Below are 19738 nucleotides of genomic sequence, written 5' to 3'. Positions count from 1 at the left end.
ATTAAAGTACGGTAATACGTACTTTCTTCTTTTTTAATCTAGAATTATTTAACTCGCTTACGAGTTCTTGAGATTTACTTTTCGGTACTGCTACAAAAGCACAATCTTGTTTTAGTTCTATGTCTCCCAATTCATCTCTGTTCAAACCACCTTGTTTAAAGAAAAGTCCGGCTATATCTCCTTTTGATATTTTATCTTTTCGTCCACCAGATATAAATAAGGTTTCCCAAAATGGGTCACCTAACCTATTGGTTTTACCGATATTAATTGGTTTTGAATTTGAAATAAACCCAGGTAACGATTCTTTATCCCATTTTACAACATATGCGGTACCTGCTTCATTTACACGAGCGGTTCTACCATTACGATGGGTAAATTCTTCAACACGTTGTGGTAATTCGTAATGAATGATAAATTTTAATTCAGGGATATCAATACCTCTACCAGCTAGATCAGTTGCAACTAAAATACGACTACTACCATTTCTAAATTTAATTAAAGCACGTTCGCGGTCTTTCTGTTCCATACCACCAGAAAAGCACTCATGTAGAATATGTTTCTGACTTAGAAAAGAACTAACAGTTTCAATACTATCCTTTAAATTACAAAAGATAATACCAGGTTGTTCTCCTATAAATTTTAGTAACTGAACTAACGTTTTCAGTTTATCTTTATCTTCCGCTATAACAGTTCTGATTGTTAATTGAGATGGTGCTGCCTTCTTAAGAAAGTTTATGCGCTTTGGATTTTCCATTCCCACAAACTTGGGAATTTTAACAGCTTCCGTTGCAGAAGTAAGAATACGTTTTTTAAGATTTGGTAATTCCGCAAGAATTTCAGTCATCTCCTCTTCAAATCCGACTTCTAAAGACTTATCGAATTCGTCAAGAACTAAAGTATTAATATGCTCTTTGGTAAAACGATTTGCCATAAAATGGTCAAGAATTCTGCCAGGCGTTCCAACTAAAATTGCAGGAGTATGTTTTAGCTCTATCTTATCTTTAGACATAGCTCTACCACCATAAATGGCATTCACTTTAAAACCAGTACCCATATTACGAATAACCTGTTCTATCTGAATAGCCAATTCGCGAGAAGGAACTAAAATCAATACCTGAACTTCAGGATTGTCATGGTCCATAAAATCTAAAACCGGTAAAAGAAAAGCCAACGTTTTTCCTGTACCAGTCGGAGAAAGTAAAATGGTATTATTCGATGATGAGATAGCATCTAACGCACTTTCTTGCATCGGATTTAACGCATCAATATTCAATTTTGATAAAATCTCTTTTTGATTTTTCATGCGTTTTTGATAACCATTAATTATATACGATTATGCCTCTTGAAGGTCACGTTTCGATTTTCTGTACAAATAATTTGGGAAAATACTTCTTTTCGCAAATCTGTTCAATTTGTTAGAATTGATCATTTTCTGGAAAATAGGCTTCGTTACACCGAAGTACTCATACGTAGCACCATCAACGAAAGTAACTTCTAAAACCAACCCATTATGCTGAAAATCAGCAACACCAGAGTTTATAGACTCGTTGTATACTTCTTTATTAGCTTCTTTGGTTTCAGGAGCGATACTCACTAAAAAGTGGTATCCGTCAATAATACGACGACTCTGAACTTCAGCTTCTTCTCTTTTTTCGTCACCTTCTTGAAACTTGTCTGGGTGCCATTCTTTAACTAAACCTCTATACGTGGACTTAAGTGCTTTAAGTTCAATCTCTTTTTCAACCCCGAAGAGTTTCTTGTATTCATTAATGCGCTTCATAATACAGCTTTTTTGCGGGTGCAAAACTACATCTTTATTTTGACGTGAAAGCTTGAATTTCAGGAATAAAAGAAAAAATAACCACCTTATTAAATGTTAGTCATTATTAAGCCCTTTTTCTAAAACGGACTTAATACCTTCTAAGTTTTCAGAAAATTCCATCATTTGTGAAAGTACTTGCGCCATCTCGTTGGCGTTGCCAAAACTTTTAATTTTATTATTCTTTACAAACTGTTCCTTAATAGAGGTCCAACGTTCATCTTTTTCTGTGGAAAGATTATCAATTTTACCCTAGAAGATAAGTTATTTCAATTGGAAAAATATTTTGATAGACTTAAAAATGAACGGTAATAAAAAAGCCTTTCACTATGTGAAAGGCTTTTTCTTAAACTTGAAAGTATATATGTTTAGATAACTTTTACGTTCACTGCGTTTAATCCTTTGTTTCCTTCTTTTAATTCGAATTCAACTTCATCGCCTTCACGAATTTCATCGATCAAACCTGAAATGTGTACAAAGTGGTCTTTTTCAACTCCTTCTTCAGTGATAAAACCGAATCCTTTTGTGTCGTTGAAAAATTTTACTGTTCCTTTACTCATTGTAATGTAATTTAATTTATAATACTTATTAAGTAGCAAAGATGACGCCAATAGTTGACAAACAATGTTTTAAGTTTGTTTAATTACATAAATTGGCAAACATTTAAGAGTTTATCGGCAATTTATAGCCTTTTATCGGTTTTTTCTAAGTTCCTAATTTTGTAAACCGTACCCTAAAAGTTGAGATTTATCAATTTCCCAAGTCAAATCAGCCATTTTTATTACCAACATTGTTATTAAATAGCCGCGAAATTCAGGAATATGAGATTATGTTTTATTTAAAAACTTCCTTGAAATGCTACTAATGTGCTAACTTCAAAACAAAAACTATGTTCGGACTATTTAAAAAGAAATCTCAAAAGGAAAAATTACAAGAGCAGTACGAGAAATTACTAAAGGAGTCTTATGACTTATCTACTCAAAATCGTTCTAAAAGTGACAGTAAAGCAGCTGAGGCAGATGCCATATTAAAACAGATTGAAGCTTTGGATAATTGAATTTATCATTATTCACCTTTAATGTAGGTTATGGTATTATTTTCTATTTTAGAAGGCTAAACAAAGGAGTTCTATTTTAAAAATAAGAATACTCTAACACCATTATTAACAACAAATTATTAATCAACTTATTTTACTCAACAAAATGAAAAACAGGTTACATTTAAAAAGCGTCTTTAGCTGTATGTTACTCACTTTGCTTTTTAGCATTAGTTTAAAATCTCAAGAACCCAATTTCAATATTGAAACAGATTTACTTTTGGTACAATTAGATTCAAAAACTGATATTGATGATTTACACACTGCCGCTGGTTTGGCAACTTTGTTAGATCACCCGGATTATAAAGATTTAAACTATGTAGCTATTGCAGGTACTTATGGCATACAAGAAGGTTTATATGTGCCACCAAATGAATTAATGAAACTGGCATTTAATAAAAATTGGGTAGATGCTGATAAAGAATGGAAGGCATCTGTGAAAATGATTGCCAAAAAAGCTCAAAAAGTCATCGATAATGGTGGGTCTGTTTGGGTTGCAGAGGCTGGTCAGTCAGACTTTACTGCTGACTGGGTTATGAAACTGGTAGAAAAGAATCCTTCTTTAAATGTAAAAGAGAAAATTCATGTGGTTCAGCATAGCGATTGGAATGAATCTGTTACCGAACCTACCAAATTAAAATATGCCCAAACTATAACCGATTATCACAAAATTGCTGATGGTAACGCCGTAGGTAATGGTACACCAGGTTTTAAGTCCGACGGAAAAGTTGATTGGGAATCTAAATTAAATGATGAACATTTAACCCAAGTTTGGAATACAGCTATTCGTTTAGGAAACCAATACAATGGCATAGATGGTAGATACCTTAACGAAAGTGTAGCTGAAGGTGGATTGGACTTTTCCGATTTATCTGAAGTATGTTATATTTTAAATTTAATGGATATTAAGAACTCAGACGAATTCTTTACTTATTTCAGCGTAGAATAAATAAATCACTTAAGTTTTAATAAGGCCTCTTGCAATTTTCTTGTAATGGGGCCTTTTTTATTTCCTGTATATAATATATGCTCGTCAATTTGCTTAATTGATGCGATTTGTGTGATGGTACCAGTTAAGAATGCTTCATCTATAGTAGTTAAGTCATCAATAGAAATAGGTGATTCATTTATTTCGATATTTAGCGATTTGCATAAATCTAAAACAATAATTCTGGTAATTCCGTTTAGAATATACTCATCCGCAGGATGCGTGTAAACAACATTATCTTTCACAAAAAATACATTACTATGAGATGCTTCTGTATATAAGCCATTACGATGCATAATAGTTTCGTAGCAATCATACTGCATGGCTTCTTCATTCAACATTACGTTACCTAAAAGCGATGTCATTTTAATATCGCAACGAGACCATCTAAAATCATCTCGAGTAATGACTTTAGCATCTATTTCATTAATATCAGGTAATACTTTAGGTATGGCGTACATCATTACCGTTGGCAGTATATCTGCTGGATAGGAATGCTGTCGTGGGGCTACACCTCTGGTAATCTGAATATAAAGCATGCAATCTTTATTGGTAAGTTCAGATGCCTCAAGTAATTTTGATATTTCCTTTGGAAGGATATCAACATCAAATTTAATATTGACTTTTTGAAGTCCATCTTTTAAACGATTTAAGTGCGCTTCTTTATAAAAGAATGAACCATTAATTTGAACCATTACCTCATAAATACCATCGCCAAAAATAAATCCGCGATCAAACACTGAAATTTTAGCATCTTGATGGGGTACTATGCTTCCGTTCAAATAAACTTTTTCTGGGTATTTCATGAATTAAAGAAATCTTTGCAAATGTTTTTTAAAATAAACAGCACTATCTGTAATGCTTTGCATGGAGTTATCGGCAAAATTACCACCTTGTTCAATATAGTAGTATTGTAAATCCTCCATATCTACAGAAGATAATAGGGACTTATAATCAATAGAGCCATTGCCCATTTCTGAATAATCGCGGGTAACTTTATCCATATCCTTAATATGCCACATAACATAACGCCCAGGATTTTCTGTAATTAACTCATGAATATTTTTATTAGAAGAATGTTCTACCCAATACATATCCATTTGTAGTTTAACTAAACTGGGTTCAGTGTTTTTAAGAATAATATCATAGCCCTGTTTGCCATTATGGTCGGTAAATTCAAAATCATGATTGTGATAGGCAAACTGTAATCCTGCTTTACTAACCCGCTCCCCTATTGTATTTAATTTATCTGCTAAAATTTTAAAATTTTCAATAGTTCTAAATTCTGGAGCTAACCAAGGCCATGTTATATATTTACTATCTAGGGTTTTAGAACCTTTAATACATTGGTCTACATAGCGCTTAAGATAATCCATAGGCTCATTAAAAAGACTTGAGAAATCATAATGACCACTAGATATAGTGAAATCTAAATCGACCAGTTGCTTTTTAAACTCTTGAGATTTTATTCCGTAGTATGTATCGTTTTTGCCATCATAACCATATATCTCCCCGTCTTCATACCCTAGCTCTCTGGCATATTTTATACTGCCAATTGGGTCTTTAGCCATGGCATCACGAATAGTGAACAATTGAAGTCCCATTTTATATTTATAATCTATTGGAAGTACGGATAATGGTAGCATTGAACTTACTGATAATATACCCGTTTGTTTTAGAAATGTTCTACGTGAGTTATAGTCGTTCATGATGATATATTATTGATGACAAAAAAAGGAGTATAAATATAAGAATTGGAAACGGGAATAAGATGAATAAGAAATGAAAAAGCAGCCAAATTTGGCTGCTTTTCTTCTATAAATGTATATCTAAATTTAGTTATTGGCAAGTGCTGTTTCACTATAAGAAACACGATAAATGGCATCGCCATAATCATCTGAAATCAACATAGAACCATCTTTTAATAATAATATGTCTACAGGTCTTCCGGTAGCTTTCTGCTCAACTTCATTTAACCAACCATCAATAAATGGTTCTGTACTTACAGCTTCACCATACTCTATGTTTACCATCATAATTCTGTAACCTACTTTTTTACTTCTGTTCCAAGAACCGTGTTCAGCAATAAATGCCTTTCCTTTATATTCTGATGGAAACATGTTTCCTGTGTAAAATTTAATGCCTAATGGAGCAACGTGTGCATCTAATTGTAATGCTGGAGATACAAAATCTGAACAAGGGTGTAAATCACCAAACTCAGGATCTTTAACAATACCGCCATGACAGAAAGGGTAACCAAAATGTTGTCCAACTTCTGTAACCTTATTTAATTCGCAAGGCGGAATATCATCTCCTAACATATCGCGGCCATTATCTGTAAACCACATTTCTTTAGTATCTGGGTGCCAAGTGAACCCTACAGAGTTTCTAACTCCTCGCGCATATATTTCACGATTGCTACCATCTGGGTCCATTCTTGAAATAGTTGCATATCGCTCATCCTCATCTGTACGGTTACAAATATTACAAGGTGCCCCAACAGGCACATATAGTTTGTCATCAGGACCAAAAGCAATGTATTTCCATCCGTGATGAAATTCTGTCGGAAAGTCATCGTAAATCAGTTCCTTTTCTAAATCGCCTCCTAATTGTTCTTCAATATTTGGATATTTCCAAAGACTACCAACTTGCGCTACGTACAGATCACCATTTCGCATAGCAATACCATTTGGTACTTCCATGGTATCTAAAACCATGATATTGTCAGCCTTAAAATCACCATCGGTATCTTGTATGGCATATACATTATTTTCTGTTCTAGTACCCACGAACAATGTTCCGTTATCACCCATTGCCATAGAACGTGCACCATCTACTCCCCTTGCATAAACTTCGATTTGAAATCCTTCTGGTAGATTTAAATCCAACAGAGCTAAATCAGTACTGTCAAGTTCAACTTTCTCAGCTGTATTTTTTAAATCTTCTTTTTTGTTCTCTTTGCAAGAATGTAACGCAATAACCAAGGCTAGCGCTAAAGTCATTTTTAGAAAGGGTATTTTCATTTTTTAGGTTGTTTAGTTCCCCACGAAGATACACAACATGGTTTTGTAATTAAATTATTAAAATTAGTTATTGAAAATTTATGAATAAAAAAGCCAATTCTAATAGTATTAGAATTGGCTCAGTTAAATTATAGAATTCGATTGAATTTAGGCATTTGATTCCATTGCTTTTCCAATAAGAGTATCACCTTGTATAATTTCAAACGTACTATTAATGGCATCATTATCATGTAAAGAACGCACTAAGGTTTGCGCTACATCGTCTCTTGAAATTGAACCTTGTTTGTTCAATTTTGTCTGCAATTCAATTTTACCTGTACCTGCATCATTTGTTAATGACCCAGGTCTAACAATTGCATGTACTAAATTTGTTGATTTTAGATACTCATCAGCATTATGTTTTGCCTTTAAATAGTCTTTTAGATCATCTGCTTCTTCAGGATTGTCTGCTCCCATAGAACTAAGCATTACAAACTTTTTAATATTTGCTTTTTTTGAAACGTCAATTAAGTTTTTTGCTCCTTCTTGATCTACTTCCACAACTTTTTTACCACCAGAACCTGCGGCAAAAATTACCTTATCAATATTATCAACCGTATGCGATAGGTCTTTTTCTAAATCTCCTAATACTGTTCTTATATTTTCCTTTTCAAATTGCTCTTTTTGTTCTTCTTTACGAACCATGGCTACTGGTTGAAAGTATTGAGAGTTTTTTAAAAGGTTTATTATTTTTTTTCCTGTGGTACCGTTAGCACCAGCTACTAATACATTTTCCATCTTCTAATAATTTTTCAGCAAGTTCCGTAATAACTATAGTAAGCATTAATGCGTTAACTAATTATATTAACACGAATACACACTGTAGAATTAATACACTGTAAAAAGAATTGTTGCCTTGATATGAGCTTAAATATCTATGGAAAGCGATAATGTATACATCATAGAAATTGTAATTTGAGAATCTAATTATATAAAATTACAGCTATGAAAAAAGACAAAACAAACGATAAATATAATTCTGATATAACAGAAGCAGATTTGCAAGCTTTAGGAGAAAGAACTAAAAATATAAGAACAGATAATGGAGACGATGGCCAACTCAACAGTCGTGAAAAAGAGGTTGATTTTGCAGGAAAAGATTTGGATGTTCCAGGACGTGATTTACCCCAAAACAAAACGCATAAGATTTTAAAGGACGAAGAGAACCAACTGTATAGTCAAGGAGCTGATGGAAATGAAGATTTAGAAAGAAATACTGACCATATTAAATAGTCAGTACATGATTGTATAAAAAAAGCAGCCAGATGGCTGCTTTTTTTTTGAACAATAACTACTATTTTAAGTTATGCGAGTTCTTTTTCTTCATTGTATTTAGGATAATCTAAATAGCCTTCTTTGCCTGGTGTGTAAAAAGTTTCTTCATTCCAATCTGCTAAATCATATCCATTAGCAAATCGCTCGACCAAGTCTGGATTTGAAATAAATGGTTTACCATAAGCTACTAAATCTGCGTTTCCTTCTTCAATGACCTTGTTTCCGGACTCTTGATCAAATCCTGCATTAATCATTAAAGTACCATTATATAAAGGTCTAAAGTGTTTAGAAATGTTTTTTACAGCGTATGAAATATCAGAAACATCTGTAAAAGGTTCAGACAAATGAATATAAGCTAAATCATAATCATTCAGTTTTTTAATAATATATTCAAATGTTGGTATGGTATCCTCATCCATTGTAATACCGAACATTCCGTTTAACGAAGGGTTAAATCTTGCTCCTATTTTTTGTTCTGGAATAACTTTGGTCATGGCATCTAAAACTTCAAAAAAGAAACGAGCTCTATTCTCAATTGTTCCCCCATAATCATCTGTTCTAGTATTTGAAGTTCCGTTAAAAAATTGGTGAAATAAATATCCGTTAGATGAATGTATTTCTACTCCGTCAAAACCAGCTTCAATAGCATTTTTAGCTGCATTTTTAAAATCTTCTACGGTTTGTTTAATTTCTTCAATAGACATGGCTTTTGGTGTTACGGTATCTTTAAAACCCTCTGGCGTATAAGATTTCGCATTAGGGTTTATTGCAGACGGAGCTAATGGTAATTCGCCATTATGAAAATCTGGGTGAGACATACGCCCAACGTGCCATAATTGAATAAAGATTTTTCCACCTTTGTCATGAACTTCTTTTGTAACTTTTTTCCATCCTTCCACTTGTTCTTTGGAATAAATTCCTGCAGTGTTTACATAACCTACTGCTTGTTTAGAGACTTGTGAACCTTCTGTAATAATTAAACCTGCAGATGCTCTTTGAACATAATATGGTACGTGTAAATCTTCTGTTGGTACATTGCCATCGTTTGCAGCTCTGCTTCTTGTCATAGGTGCCATGACAACCCTATTCTTTAAATCTAAATTTTTATGATAAGGTGTTAATAATATCTGTGTACTCATTGTTTTATTTTTTAAAATTCTGTTATAAATGCAAAGTTCTGAATAACTACGAATGTCTATTGACTCTTATAGTTTAATCATTGTCATTAAGCGTAAATAATTTCCCTATCCCTTTAATATTTTTATTTTGGCGTTTTTTTTAAAACCATAAAACCATCCGTGGTTTTTGTCGTAAGTACTATTGAAAACAAACTTTATTTAAATATTATTTTATGAATTATAGCAGTAATTGGGCACTTAGGCTGTTAACAATATTTCTCATTATTGGGGCATTCAATATTACCAACGCGCAAAATCTTAAAGGTGTTGTTACTGATACTAGTGGTGCCTTATTGGAAAATGTTGGTATTTTTAACCAAACCTCTGGTCAACATAGTCATACCAACCTATCTGGGTTATTTTCACTTCCTTCAAGTCAAATCAACGATTCTATTTACTTCTCTAATTTAGGTTATAAAACTTTTGTTTTGGTAGTGAATCAAAATCATTTGAGCGAAGGTGTTGAAGTGATATTAGAGGAATCTAGTATTAACTTAGACCAAGTGGTCGTCGTATCTAAAGTAGATGCAATGAGCAGAATTGTAAATGTAGATATACAGAACGACCCAGTTAAATCATCACAAGAAATTTTACGAAAAGTTCCCGGACTTCTAATAGGGCAACATGCCGGTGGTGGTAAAGCAGAACAAATATTTTTAAGAGGATTTGATATTGACCACGGTACCGATGTTGCTATTAGTGTAGATGGCATGCCGGTAAATATGGTGTCGCACGCCCATGGTCAAGGGTATGCAGATTTGCATTTTGTCATTCCAGAAACTATAGATAATATCAATTTTGGAAAAGGTCCGTATTACGCGGATAAAGGAGATTTCAATACCGCAGGTTTTGTTGATTTAAACCTTAAAAAAAGTATAGATAAGAGCATGTTGTCTTATGAAGCAGGGCAATTCAATACCAATAGATTTGTAGGCCTTTTTAATATTTTAGAAAGTAGTAAAAGTGATGCGTATATAGCCTCTGAGCTTTACCTCACCGATGGTCCTTTTGATTCGCCACAAAACTTTAATCGTATAAATATTCTAGGTCGTTATCATTATAAAGATATAGGTAAAGAAGAATTGACGTTAACTGCTTCGCATTTTCAAAGTAAATGGGATGCCTCTGGTCAGGTGCCCCAACGCGCGATCGACCAAAACATAATTGGTCGTTTCGGTGCTATAGATGATACCGAAGGCGGACAAACAAGTAGATCAAACTTAATGCTGAATCACACAAAGTTTTTAGGCGAAGAACAATTTCTTAAGACAAGGGCTTTTGTGAGCAAATATGATTTTGAGCTGTTCTCTAATTTTACCTTCTTTTTGGAAGACCCTGTAAATGGTGATCAAATTCGCCAGTATGAAGATAGAACCATTATGGGTGCTGAAACGGTATTTGAGCAAATCAATATAGTTGTTGGCGAAAATGACACCTTTAAATATTCTGGTGGTATCGGTTTTAGAAATGATAATGTAGATGATGTCACCTTAGAACATACATTAAATAGAAAAACAGTGCTAGAACAATATGCGTTTGGTGATGTAGATGAAACTAATGTATATGGTTTTGTAAATGGTGAATATAAAACAGGTAATTGGACCTTTAATCCCTCTGTTCGAGTAGATTATTTCAACTTCGATTATGAAAATAAACTGAGTAATCTTTACGATAATAAAAGTGAAAGCAAAGCAATTATTAGTCCGAAGCTAAATACTTTATATGCACTAAACCGCAACTGGCAATTATTCTTAAAAACAGGTATGGGCTTTCACTCTAATGATGCACGTGTAGTTACTGCAAATGAGGGTAGAGATGTATTACCTAAAGCTTATGGTGTTGATTTTGGAACCATAATTAAACCGGTTGATAAGCTAGTATTGAATGCTACGTTATGGGGCTTATTTTTAGATCAAGAATTTGTGTATGTAGGTGATGCTGGTATTGTAGAACCTAGTGGAAAAACGAGAAGAGTCGGTGTAGAACTTGGAGGGCGCTATCAGTTATCAGATTGGTTATACCTTTATAGTGATGTTAACTATACATATGCTAGAAGTACAGAAGAACCAGATGGTGAAGATTATATTCCCCTTGCACCAGATTTTACGGCAGTAGGCGGACTATCAATTACCGATTTAGGCAATTTTTCCGGTAATTTAAACTATAGATATTTGGGTGATAGAGCGGCAAATGAAGATAATAGTATTGTTGCAGAAGGTTATTTTGTAACCGATTTAAATCTTAACTACAGTATAAAAAACTGGACAGTTGGCATAATTGTAGAGAACCTTTTTGATACTGAATGGAACGAAACACAATTTGCTACAGAAAGTAGATTATTCAATGAAACTGCATCCGTCGAGGAAATTCACTTTACTCCCGGAACTCCTTTTTACTTAAGAGGTAAGGTTTCCGTTAGATTTTAAATCTTTTGCTCATATCACTTCTAAAAGACCATATGCAGCCATTTCTCCAGAAGTCATGGCTGCATTAAGAGAACCATTAAGTAAGTAATCACCCGCCAAAAAAGTACGTTCCGTCAATCGTGTTTCGCTTGGTGACAAGGTATACCGAAAATCGTTCAGTTTAGGTAGCGCTCTTTTAATTTCGTAATGTTTTATATAACGCTCGATAGTAATGTCGCAGTAGGTATTTAAATCTTCTTTTACTTTTTGAATAAGTTCATATTCACTAAGGAAATGTTTTTTAACCACGGTTACGGATAATAACTCATCATCACCTTTATTCAATGTATTTATCGATGTGTGATAAAAAATATTGTTAATCAATGACTCTGGATCAGCTATTAACCCAATTAAAGGTTTTTTGATTTTACGAGTCTTACAAGTGAAATACAAGGTATCGGAAGAATGCCAAGAAAGTTTTTGTTTCCTCAAATTTGGAACTAATGGTGACGCATCTGTAGCTATTATTGTGTAATCTGTTTGTATTTTTTTGCCGTCGGAGAATTCTATGGAGCCATCTGTACAACTTACAACCGTAGAATTAAATTCAATTGTTGTTTTATTCAGTTTGGAGGATAAGAATTCTGTGATAGCCCCAATTCCTGCGACGGGTAAAACAGCACTACCCGAGCCAAACATTTTATATACAAACTGAAACATACGGGAAGAGGTCTCCAAGTTTGGCTCTAAAAAAATTCCAGAAAAAAATGGTTTAAAGAAGTCCCTTATAATTTGTTCTGAGAAGCCTTGTGCTTTTAAAAAGACTAGTGTAGATGTTTCTGGTTCATTAAAAATATCTTCATTAGTTTTTTGCTTGACAGTAAGGTTTAATCTTAGAATTTTAATTTTGTCTGTAAAGCTTCCAATGTTTGAAAGTAATGTAGGGAATAATAAGCCTAAGCTTCTAAGTGGGTCACCAATTACAGCGCTTTTATTATTTTTAAATATATAAGCTCCAGGAAGAAACTTTTGTAAATCTAAAGCTTCGAAATCCAAATATTTCTTTGCCATTGGATAGGCATCTAATAAAACCTGAAAACCATGGTCTAATTGATAACCGTCAACAATATCGGTTTTAACACGACCACCTACACTTTTAGATTGCTCATAGATGGTTGGTGAATAACCATTTTGTTCTAAAACAATTGCCGCAATTAATCCGCTAACTCCGGCACCAATAATAGCAATTTCGGTAGATTTCTTTTCCATTGTTTAAAAATAATCAATTGACCTTGTTCTTTTCTCAATTTCAATTCAAACTTTAGTCTATTAAATTAGCTATTGTAATGATTTACTTAAATTTGAGACCAAGAAATCATGCAAGAAGTTTTCAAAGATTTTAGTACTGATGGTTTGCTTAAAATAGGTAATGAATTACTATTAGAAACTTATAGAAAACCAAAACAAGCCGGACTCTATATTTTTATTAGAACTACAAGTAATAAAGCCACTATTGAGGTAGATGGCATACCATATATCATTTCAGAACATAGTCTGCTTGCATTGACTCCCATTCAATTTATACATTTTACTGAGGGTAAAAACTTAATTGTATATCAATTTAATAGAGAATTTTATTGCATAAAGGATCATGACCAAGAAGTAAGTTGTGCGGGACTATTATTTTTTGGAAACGCCCATGTTCCTCTAATTGATTTAGGGGAAAAAGAACAACAAAAGTTTGATACGTTACACGAGGTATTTGTAGACGAATTAGATACGCAAGATACAATTCAGGCAGAAATGCTACGGATGCTAATGGCGCGTTTTATGATAATGAGTACAAGGCTTCTGAAAGCTAAAGAAGGCTTTAGTAATGCTGCTAATGATGTAAAGGTTGACCTTTTAAGAGGTTTTAATTTATTAGTAGAAGCACATTATAAATCAGAGCACTCGGTTTCATTTTATGCAGAAAAATTATTTAAGTCTCCTAAAACTCTTTCTAATACCTTTTCTAAATTTAATACCACTCCCCTGCAAATAATTCATGAGCGTATTGTGTTAGAGGCAAAACGATTACTTATTTATACAGATAAGACTGCAAAAGAAATTGCATATGAAATTGGTTTTGAAGATGCATCTCATCTAAGTCGTTTATTTAAGAAGCAAACCCAGTATTCCCCATCTGAATTTAAGAAGCAACTTAAAAAAGCATATTAGGGAAGTATTGACAATTACTTGGGTAATATCGCCCGTTTTAAGGTTTATAATATCTAGATCTTTGTGCTGTAGAATTTAAACAGTAAAGACATGAACTTAAAACACAAATCAATTTTCAATTTAATAGAAATATTCACTTCGAGAAAGGTAGTTGTTGCTAATACAATCAATGTAGAAAAACATTGTAAACATAACCACTTATCAGATTACTACTGTGAGTCTGATAACTCTTCAAAATTTAATAGCGCATTCGGTTCTTTTTTATAAAGGAAGAATTGACAAACTAAAAGGAAGTCTTCACATGTTTTGAACATACTCCCAATTATATTTTTGTAGAAGAAATACAACAAATAAATTTTTCGAAATATTAAAAAAATAAAAACATGAGCACATTTAAAGTATTAACACGAGACGAAGTAAGTGAAAACAATCAAGCAATTTTCGATAACCTTAAAAAAGCATTGGGCTTTGTACCAAACTTATATGCAACCTATGCAAATAGTGATACAGCTTTAGAAAATTATTTAAATTTTGCTAATGCTAAAACAACATTATCAGCTAAAGAAAAAGAGGTTGTAAACCTTGCAGTTAGTCAAGTAAACGACTGTATTTATTGTTTATCTGCACACACGGCAATAGGTAAAATGAACGGATTCAATGACGAGCAAATTCTTGAACTAAGAGCAGGTAAGGCATCATTTGATTCTAAATTAAATGCATTAGCACAATTAGCTAAAAATGTTACTGAAAACAGAGGTCGTACAGACGAAAAGGTTTTAGAAAACTATTTTGCAGCAGGTTATACAAAAGCAAATTTAATTGACACCATTTCATTAGTAGGTGACAAAACAATATCGAACTATATTCATAGCACTACGCAGGTACCAGTTGATTTTCCTGTAGCACCATCATTATAAACAATAAACAAACAATAATTATTAATCTATCCATTAGAGCAAGAGCTCTTTAAATTTAAAACACATGAAAAAAGTATTATCAATTTTAGTTATCGTACTAGCATTCTCATTTAGCGCAAACGCTCAAGATAAAATGATGAAGCAACCAGTTAAGAAGATTGCCTTAGAGCAAACAACTGGTGAGTTTACGCAGAAATCAATTACTGTTAGCGAAGGAACTTATGTTTTCGATGTTGCAAACAACAATGTAGGTAAAGATGTTGGTTTAGTATTGGTGAAAAAAGGTAAAGATGCATCTAAACCAGAAAACCATATTCAGACTGCATATGTAACTGCTGCTGTAAAGAATAACACTGTAGGTCATTCTAAAGAAACTAAATTAGATAAAGGAGAATATGTATATTTCTGCCCTTTAAATCCGACTCCACAATACAGTCTTATTGTTGAATAACAAGTAATTAGCTATATATAAAAAGGGCTGTTCATTTATGAACAGCCCTTTTTATGTTTTGTAATATTAAATCTTTGCTTAATCTTCTGGCGGATGACCATGAATTTCTTCAAAAACAGTATCGAAATTTTCACGTAAGTAAGCGTTCAATTTCTTTTGATAATCATCTTTCAACCAGCTTAAAAAATTATAAGTACTCTTACTTATGCATTTACCGTATACATGGATACGATTATCAATATCTTCTTTCAATAGCTTAGCCAATGCCAATGCATCATATACATCTTCACTATTTTCAATACACATATATGCATGGTGAGCAATAGAGCGTTCTAAAACTACTTTGGAAGATTCGCCTGCAAACGTTGCAGTTTCGTAGGTTTCTTTAATATCAAAATAAGTTTCCTTAGAGTTTTTAAATTCTTCTTTAACTTCATCAGAAAGTTCAAGTTTAAAATCACTCTCAATATCCTCATCGTCCTTAATACGATCCATGTAGAAGTTAGGAGACTTGAAAATAGCACCCCAATCTAAATCTGCACCCCATGGTCCAAAACGATAAAGGTTGTTCCCTAAATCTATAACCGTAAATTTCGATTTGTTATTCAAAACCCTAGAACCCCTACCTATCATTTGGTAATAAAGTGTAAGCGATTTTGTAGCTCTGTTTAGAATAATAGTATCAATAGTAGGTTCATCAAAACCCGTAGTCAATATACTTACAGATGTTAAAATGGCATCAGGTGTTTCTTTAAACCATTTTAATATTTGTTTACGCTGTTTTTTGGTAGCGGTATTATCAAGGTGTCTAATGTTTAAACCTGCTGCATGAAAAGTATGGTATACTTGAATAGATGTTTCTATACCATTATTGAAAATTAATGTCTTTTTGTTTTTAGAATGTTTCATGTAAGCTTCTAAAAGCTTACTTAACATTGCCGGACTCGTATATAAATCAGCTGATGATTTAACGGTATAATCTCCGTTAGAACCAATTTCTAGAGATGTAAGTCCCATGTCATATTGAAATACCTCTGCCCTTGCCAAGAAATCGTTGGCAATTAAATTTTCTATGGTTTCGCCTGGTATAAGCTCATCATAGTTTTTATTCATTGGTAAATCTTTGTTTGAGCTTAACGGGGTTGCCGTTACACCAAGAACAAATGAATTTTCAAAGAACTTAAAAAGTTTAGTAAAAGAATTATAGTGGGCTTCATCAATAATAACAAGACCTACATCAGAAATATCTAATTGGTCATCGTTCAACCTGTTGTTTAAGGTTTCAACCATGGCTACATAACAGCTGTAACGTTCATGATCATCAAGATTAGCCTTGCTGTTTACTACCTTATTAACAACGCCAAAACTAGTAAGCATGGCAGAAGTTTGGTTACAAAGTTCAATACGATGCGTCATTACCAAAACCTTCTTATTGTGGTTTTTGAGGTATTGACGTACCATTTCCGAAAAAATCACTGTTTTACCACCACCGGTTGGTAATTGGTATAAAAGGTGATAATCATCTCGTTCTGAATCGAACTTATCAAAAATTTGTTGAATTGCACCTTGTTGATAGCTGTAAAGTTCCTTATCGGTCTTTCTATCCTGTAATTCAAAAACTGTCTCTTGCATAAAATCTTCTCTGGAGTGTACAAAGGTAACATTATCAACATTACATTACTAATTCATGGGTTAAAAAGGGTATCTTTTGCGACCATATGTAACCAAAATAAACAGTATAGGATAAAATTTATGGAGCATTTCCATTTTCAAGTCTATAAACCTTATGGAATGTTAAGCCAGATGACTTCTGGAGAAGACCGTCAACTTCGTAAAAAACGTTTTCTAAGTGAACTTTTTGATTTTCCTGATGGAATAATGCCTATTGGTCGGTTAGATGAGAAATCTGAAGGCTTACTCTTAATGACCACTGATGGTAAATTGAGTGATACTATAAACCGATCTGGAATAGAAAAAGAGTATTTAGCACAAGTAGATGGTTTAATCACTACAGCAGCCATAAAAGAAATTTCTAAAGGAATATCTATAGGTGTTTTCGGTAAAAAATATGTTACAATGCCTTGTTTAGCCACTCTTTTAAATGAGGCTCCTACCCTGCCCGATGCTAATTCTGCTATGCGTATTGGTAGGCACAGACCAACTTCTTGGCTTCGTATTATAATTAAAGAAGGTAAATTTAGGCAAGTACGCAAAATGACTGCAGCCGTAGGTTTCCCAACTTTGCGTTTGGTACGTATTCGTATAGGTGAAATTGAATTACAAAATATGAACCCTACAGATGTACTTCCTCTTAAGATTAATCTGCCGCCTTCTTAGGAATACGTTTTCCCGAGAATCTAGAAAAAATGGTCAAACTCTTTTTAGTATTAATAAAATACACACCGGTTAAAAGTACAATAGAAGCCAATGCTGATTGCATACTAATATTTTCCTTTAAAAAATACCAACCTAGAATCATTGCAATAATGGGATTTACATAAGTTGAAGTAGCTACTTTTTCTGGAGATACAATTCGTAATAAATAATTAAACGCTGTAAATGTCACAATACTACCAAATACTATTAGCAATAGCATAGACCAAATAACAGGAGTGTTCCAGGTGGTTGGTGATGTCCACTGTTCTCCGAAAATGGTACTAATTATAAGTAGTGATAATCCGCTAGTTAGCATTTGGTAACCCGTATTCACAAAGAAATTCTTTGGTAAATCTGCCTTACCAACAAATAGACTGCCATAAGACCAGCTTAACATACAAATGAATATTAAAACCATCCCTAGAATAGCCCCATCTTGTGCTATAATTTCTTTTTGTCCAACAAGTAAAAAAATTCCGCTTATACCAAGAATTACACCTATAATGGACATAGGCTGAATTTTTTTTCCATGTAATATGCGCATCATTATTAGCACTACTAATGGTTGTGCAGAAACTTCTAAAGCAGCAAAGCTGCTATCAACATATTTTAAAGCCCAAACTACTACCCCATTTCCAAAAGTTAGAAATAGAAAGCCAGCAATTATTGTATTCTTAAATTGTTTTTTTGTAATTTTTAAAGAAAAGCCTAATGCTTTTGAAATAATAAAAATTAGGCAACCTGCAGTTACAAAACGAATACCTGCCAACATAAAGGCAGGTAATTCCGTTACTGCAATTTTATTCCATAAATAGGTAGATCCCCATATGAAGTAAATGGCGAAAAATGACAATACTACCAGAACGGTGTTACGTTGCATTTTCACCATTAAAAAATTTTAAAACTAAATCTTCTTAACACGAACGGCGTTCATGCCCTTCATGCCTTTTTCTAGCTCGTAAGAAACTTTGTCGTTCTCCATGATCTCATCTATAAGACCACTTACGTGAACAAAGTATTTTTCGTTGTTTTCAGCATCAATTATGAAACCAAAACCTTTAGTAGTGTCAAAGAAAGAAACCTTTCCGTTTCTTACCGGATCAAATTCCTCAACATCTCCCTCTTCTTTCTTTGGAATACCTAAAACGATATCTTCTGCTTCAATTTCCACTTTCATTGCCGGATCTGGCGGAGTGTCCACTAAGTTTCCGTTGAAATCTACATAAGCAAGTGGAATACCAGAAGTACCACTTTCTTTTGCAGCTGCTTTACGAGCAAGCATTTTTTTCTTCTTTTCTTCACGCTTTTTTAAGCGCTTTTTTTCTTTTTCAGTTTTATTAAATGTTTGTTGCGATTTTGCCATTCGTAATTTTAATGATAATAATAGATTTTACTGTAAAGGAATTGAAATACGTGGTGACGTGTATAACAAATGGTAAGCTTTTTGAGTAAACTATTTTTTCCACTTGTTGTAAGGTCATTGCAAGAATCATCTGCATCCCTCTAAAGTTCTGCAAAGATATGATTTGTATTTCAATTATTTAGCATTACTAGTACTCAAACTAGCAAACTTTTAAAAGACCTAATATTAATTTAAAAATCAATTCCTATTATAGTATGTTTTTTAGAAATATTTATTGAAATCCCCTACTCTTTAATCCATCTAATTTTTTAAAAATAAAGAATTTTTGTTAAAACATCAAAAAAAATATAAATCATAAACAGCTGTAATTTAATTACTTATGAGTATTTCGATTTATGTATATGTTAAAAATAGTACCTTTTTATGCATAGTACTGTAACAAAACTTATTTATCGTCGTCTACTTAGTATAACAAAATTATTAATCATCAATATAAAAACGAACATCATGAGAACTTTTATCAGAAACACACCGACAGAAACAAGAAGGAATACATTCTTTTCAAGTTTTAAGAACAGCAAAAGAGTA

Annotated in this window: 20 protein-coding genes; 8 read left to right on the top strand and 12 right to left on the bottom strand. The window is 33.0% G+C overall.

The features are described 5' to 3' along the window. Position 1 precedes the first annotated feature (1 nt). The 3 genes from BM296_RS10435 to BM296_RS10425 form a co-directional block, all read right to left on the bottom strand. Entirely contained in the window at positions 2 to 1303 is a 1302-nt protein-coding gene (locus BM296_RS10435) for a DEAD/DEAH box helicase (RefSeq protein ID WP_091903013.1), read from the bottom strand. Between the two features lie 30 nt (positions 1304 to 1333). Continuing rightward, positions 1334 to 1780: a KTSC domain-containing protein gene (locus tag BM296_RS10430; RefSeq protein WP_091903012.1), complete on the bottom strand. Its 447-nt coding sequence runs from the start codon at positions 1778 to 1780 to the stop codon at positions 1334 to 1336. Between the two features lie 407 nt (positions 1781 to 2187). Next, a complete protein-coding gene (locus tag BM296_RS10425; RefSeq protein ID WP_027067037.1) occupies positions 2188 to 2379 on the bottom strand; it encodes a cold-shock protein in 192 nt (63 codons plus the stop codon). Positions 2380 to 2708: 329 nt separating this feature from the next. On the opposite strand from BM296_RS10425, the gene BM296_RS19300 reads away from it, so the two are divergent. Together BM296_RS19300 and BM296_RS10420 are read left to right on the top strand one after the other, a co-directional pair. After that, positions 2709 to 2876 (top strand): Lacal_2735 family protein, encoded by a 168-nt coding sequence (locus tag BM296_RS19300; RefSeq protein ID WP_036146964.1) that lies wholly within the window; start codon positions 2709 to 2711, stop codon positions 2874 to 2876. Between the two features lie 145 nt (positions 2877 to 3021). Continuing rightward, positions 3022 to 3864: a hypothetical protein gene (locus tag BM296_RS10420; RefSeq protein ID WP_245787003.1), complete on the top strand. Its 843-nt coding sequence runs from the start codon at positions 3022 to 3024 to the stop codon at positions 3862 to 3864. Positions 3865 to 3869: 5 nt separating this feature from the next. Here the strand turns inward: BM296_RS10420 and BM296_RS10415 are convergent, their stop codons facing one another. The 4 genes from BM296_RS10415 to BM296_RS10400 form a co-directional block, all read right to left on the bottom strand. Continuing rightward, complete coding sequence (locus tag BM296_RS10415; RefSeq protein ID WP_091903010.1) at positions 3870 to 4709, bottom strand: aminotransferase class IV; 840 nt, start codon at positions 4707 to 4709, stop codon at positions 3870 to 3872. Between the two features lie 3 nt (positions 4710 to 4712). Beyond that, positions 4713 to 5612, bottom strand: a complete 900-nt coding sequence (locus tag BM296_RS10410) for a sugar phosphate isomerase/epimerase family protein (protein ID WP_218157884.1) — start codon at positions 5610 to 5612, stop codon at positions 4713 to 4715. 126 nt (positions 5613 to 5738) lie between these two features. After that, positions 5739 to 6926, bottom strand: a complete 1188-nt coding sequence (locus BM296_RS10405) for a PQQ-dependent sugar dehydrogenase (protein ID WP_177214953.1) — start codon at positions 6924 to 6926, stop codon at positions 5739 to 5741. A 147-nt stretch (positions 6927 to 7073) separates the two neighbouring features. After that, on the bottom strand, positions 7074 to 7703 hold the full coding sequence (locus tag BM296_RS10400) for an SDR family oxidoreductase (RefSeq protein WP_091903009.1): 630 nt from the start codon (positions 7701 to 7703) through the stop codon (positions 7074 to 7076). A 207-nt stretch (positions 7704 to 7910) separates the two neighbouring features. Between BM296_RS10400 and BM296_RS10395 the strand changes: the two genes are divergently transcribed. After that, complete coding sequence (locus BM296_RS10395) at positions 7911 to 8198, top strand: hypothetical protein (protein WP_091903008.1); 288 nt, start codon at positions 7911 to 7913, stop codon at positions 8196 to 8198. A gap of 71 nt (positions 8199 to 8269) precedes the next feature. Here the strand turns inward: BM296_RS10395 and BM296_RS10390 are convergent, their stop codons facing one another. Beyond that, entirely contained in the window at positions 8270 to 9379 is a 1110-nt protein-coding gene (locus tag BM296_RS10390) for an alkene reductase (protein WP_091903007.1), read from the bottom strand. Positions 9380 to 9591: 212 nt separating this feature from the next. Here BM296_RS10390 and BM296_RS10385 point away from each other — a divergent pair, with 212 nt between their 5' ends. Then, positions 9592 to 11844, top strand: coding sequence for a TonB-dependent receptor (locus BM296_RS10385; RefSeq protein WP_091903006.1), 2253 nt, complete (start codon positions 9592 to 9594; stop codon positions 11842 to 11844). 9 nt (positions 11845 to 11853) lie between these two features. Here the strand turns inward: BM296_RS10385 and BM296_RS10380 are convergent, their stop codons facing one another. Further along, positions 11854 to 13092, bottom strand: a complete 1239-nt coding sequence (locus BM296_RS10380; RefSeq protein ID WP_091903005.1) for an FAD-dependent oxidoreductase — start codon at positions 13090 to 13092, stop codon at positions 11854 to 11856. Positions 13093 to 13200: 108 nt separating this feature from the next. Between BM296_RS10380 and BM296_RS10375 the strand changes: the two genes are divergently transcribed. From BM296_RS10375 to BM296_RS10365, 3 genes are all read left to right on the top strand, one after another. Continuing rightward, the gene (locus BM296_RS10375; protein ID WP_091903004.1) at positions 13201 to 14043 is read left to right on the top strand and encodes a helix-turn-helix domain-containing protein; all 843 of its coding nucleotides are present in this window, start codon (positions 13201 to 13203) and stop codon (positions 14041 to 14043) included. 383 nt (positions 14044 to 14426) lie between these two features. Beyond that, on the top strand, positions 14427 to 14960 hold the full coding sequence (locus BM296_RS10370) for a carboxymuconolactone decarboxylase family protein (protein WP_091903003.1): 534 nt from the start codon (positions 14427 to 14429) through the stop codon (positions 14958 to 14960). A gap of 64 nt (positions 14961 to 15024) precedes the next feature. Then, positions 15025 to 15411 (top strand): hypothetical protein, encoded by a 387-nt coding sequence (locus BM296_RS10365; RefSeq protein WP_091903002.1) that lies wholly within the window; start codon positions 15025 to 15027, stop codon positions 15409 to 15411. Between the two features lie 78 nt (positions 15412 to 15489). On the opposite strand, the gene BM296_RS10360 is transcribed toward BM296_RS10365, so the two are convergent. Beyond that, positions 15490 to 17043, bottom strand: coding sequence for a DEAD/DEAH box helicase (locus BM296_RS10360; protein WP_091903001.1), 1554 nt, complete (start codon positions 17041 to 17043; stop codon positions 15490 to 15492). Positions 17044 to 17163: 120 nt separating this feature from the next. Between BM296_RS10360 and BM296_RS10355 the strand changes: the two genes are divergently transcribed. Next, positions 17164 to 17748 carry a pseudouridine synthase gene (locus tag BM296_RS10355; protein WP_091903759.1) on the top strand — a complete coding sequence of 195 codons (585 nt, stop codon included), beginning with the start codon at positions 17164 to 17166 and terminating at the stop codon, positions 17746 to 17748. Here the strand turns inward: BM296_RS10355 and BM296_RS10350 are convergent. Together BM296_RS10350 and BM296_RS10345 are read right to left on the bottom strand one after the other, a co-directional pair. Continuing rightward, complete coding sequence (locus BM296_RS10350) at positions 17729 to 18667, bottom strand: EamA family transporter (protein ID WP_394365306.1); 939 nt, start codon at positions 18665 to 18667, stop codon at positions 17729 to 17731. The genes BM296_RS10355 and BM296_RS10350 overlap by 20 nt on opposite strands. A 24-nt stretch (positions 18668 to 18691) precedes the next feature. Next, positions 18692 to 19150, bottom strand: coding sequence for a cold-shock protein (locus tag BM296_RS10345; protein ID WP_027067021.1), 459 nt, complete (start codon positions 19148 to 19150; stop codon positions 18692 to 18694). Between the last annotated feature and the right edge of the window lie 588 nt (positions 19151 to 19738).

It is taken from the genome of Maribacter stanieri (genome assembly GCF_900112245.1).
In the GTDB taxonomy this organism is placed as follows: Bacteria; Bacteroidota; Bacteroidia; order Flavobacteriales; family Flavobacteriaceae; genus Maribacter; species Maribacter stanieri.
Note: the sequence above shows the minus strand (reverse complement) of the source record. Positions and strands in the feature narration are given on the sequence as shown.

Bases quoted from the DNA above. Each gene is read 5' to 3' on its own strand.
- BM296_RS10435 (WP_091903013.1), bottom strand. From the start codon at position 1,303: ATGAAAAATCAAAAAGAGATTTTATCAAAATTGAATATTGATGCGTTA.
- BM296_RS10430 (WP_091903012.1), bottom strand. From the start codon at position 1,780: ATGAAGCGCATTAATGAATACAAGAAACTCTTCGGGGTTGAAAAAGAG.
- BM296_RS10425 (WP_027067037.1), bottom strand. From the start codon at position 2,379: ATGAGTAAAGGAACAGTAAAATTTTTCAACGACACAAAAGGATTCGGT.
- BM296_RS19300 (WP_036146964.1), top strand. From the start codon at position 2,709: ATGTTCGGACTATTTAAAAAGAAATCTCAAAAGGAAAAATTACAAGAG.
- BM296_RS10420 (WP_245787003.1), top strand. From the start codon at position 3,022: ATGAAAAACAGGTTACATTTAAAAAGCGTCTTTAGCTGTATGTTACTC.
- BM296_RS10415 (WP_091903010.1), bottom strand. From the start codon at position 4,709: ATGAAATACCCAGAAAAAGTTTATTTGAACGGAAGCATAGTACCCCAT.
- BM296_RS10410 (WP_218157884.1), bottom strand. From the start codon at position 5,612: ATGAACGACTATAACTCACGTAGAACATTTCTAAAACAAACGGGTATA.
- BM296_RS10405 (WP_177214953.1), bottom strand. From the start codon at position 6,926: ATGAAAATACCCTTTCTAAAAATGACTTTAGCGCTAGCCTTGGTTATT.
- BM296_RS10400 (WP_091903009.1), bottom strand. From the start codon at position 7,703: ATGGAAAATGTATTAGTAGCTGGTGCTAACGGTACCACAGGAAAAAAA.
- BM296_RS10395 (WP_091903008.1), top strand. From the start codon at position 7,911: ATGAAAAAAGACAAAACAAACGATAAATATAATTCTGATATAACAGAA.
- BM296_RS10390 (WP_091903007.1), bottom strand. From the start codon at position 9,379: ATGAGTACACAGATATTATTAACACCTTATCATAAAAATTTAGATTTA.
- BM296_RS10385 (WP_091903006.1), top strand. From the start codon at position 9,592: ATGAATTATAGCAGTAATTGGGCACTTAGGCTGTTAACAATATTTCTC.
- BM296_RS10380 (WP_091903005.1), bottom strand. From the start codon at position 13,092: ATGGAAAAGAAATCTACCGAAATTGCTATTATTGGTGCCGGAGTTAGC.
- BM296_RS10375 (WP_091903004.1), top strand. From the start codon at position 13,201: ATGCAAGAAGTTTTCAAAGATTTTAGTACTGATGGTTTGCTTAAAATA.
- BM296_RS10370 (WP_091903003.1), top strand. From the start codon at position 14,427: ATGAGCACATTTAAAGTATTAACACGAGACGAAGTAAGTGAAAACAAT.
- BM296_RS10365 (WP_091903002.1), top strand. From the start codon at position 15,025: ATGAAAAAAGTATTATCAATTTTAGTTATCGTACTAGCATTCTCATTT.
- BM296_RS10360 (WP_091903001.1), bottom strand. From the start codon at position 17,043: ATGCAAGAGACAGTTTTTGAATTACAGGATAGAAAGACCGATAAGGAA.
- BM296_RS10355 (WP_091903759.1), top strand. From the start codon at position 17,164: ATGGAGCATTTCCATTTTCAAGTCTATAAACCTTATGGAATGTTAAGC.
- BM296_RS10350 (WP_394365306.1), bottom strand. From the start codon at position 18,667: ATGCAACGTAACACCGTTCTGGTAGTATTGTCATTTTTCGCCATTTAC.
- BM296_RS10345 (WP_027067021.1), bottom strand. From the start codon at position 19,150: ATGGCAAAATCGCAACAAACATTTAATAAAACTGAAAAAGAAAAAAAG.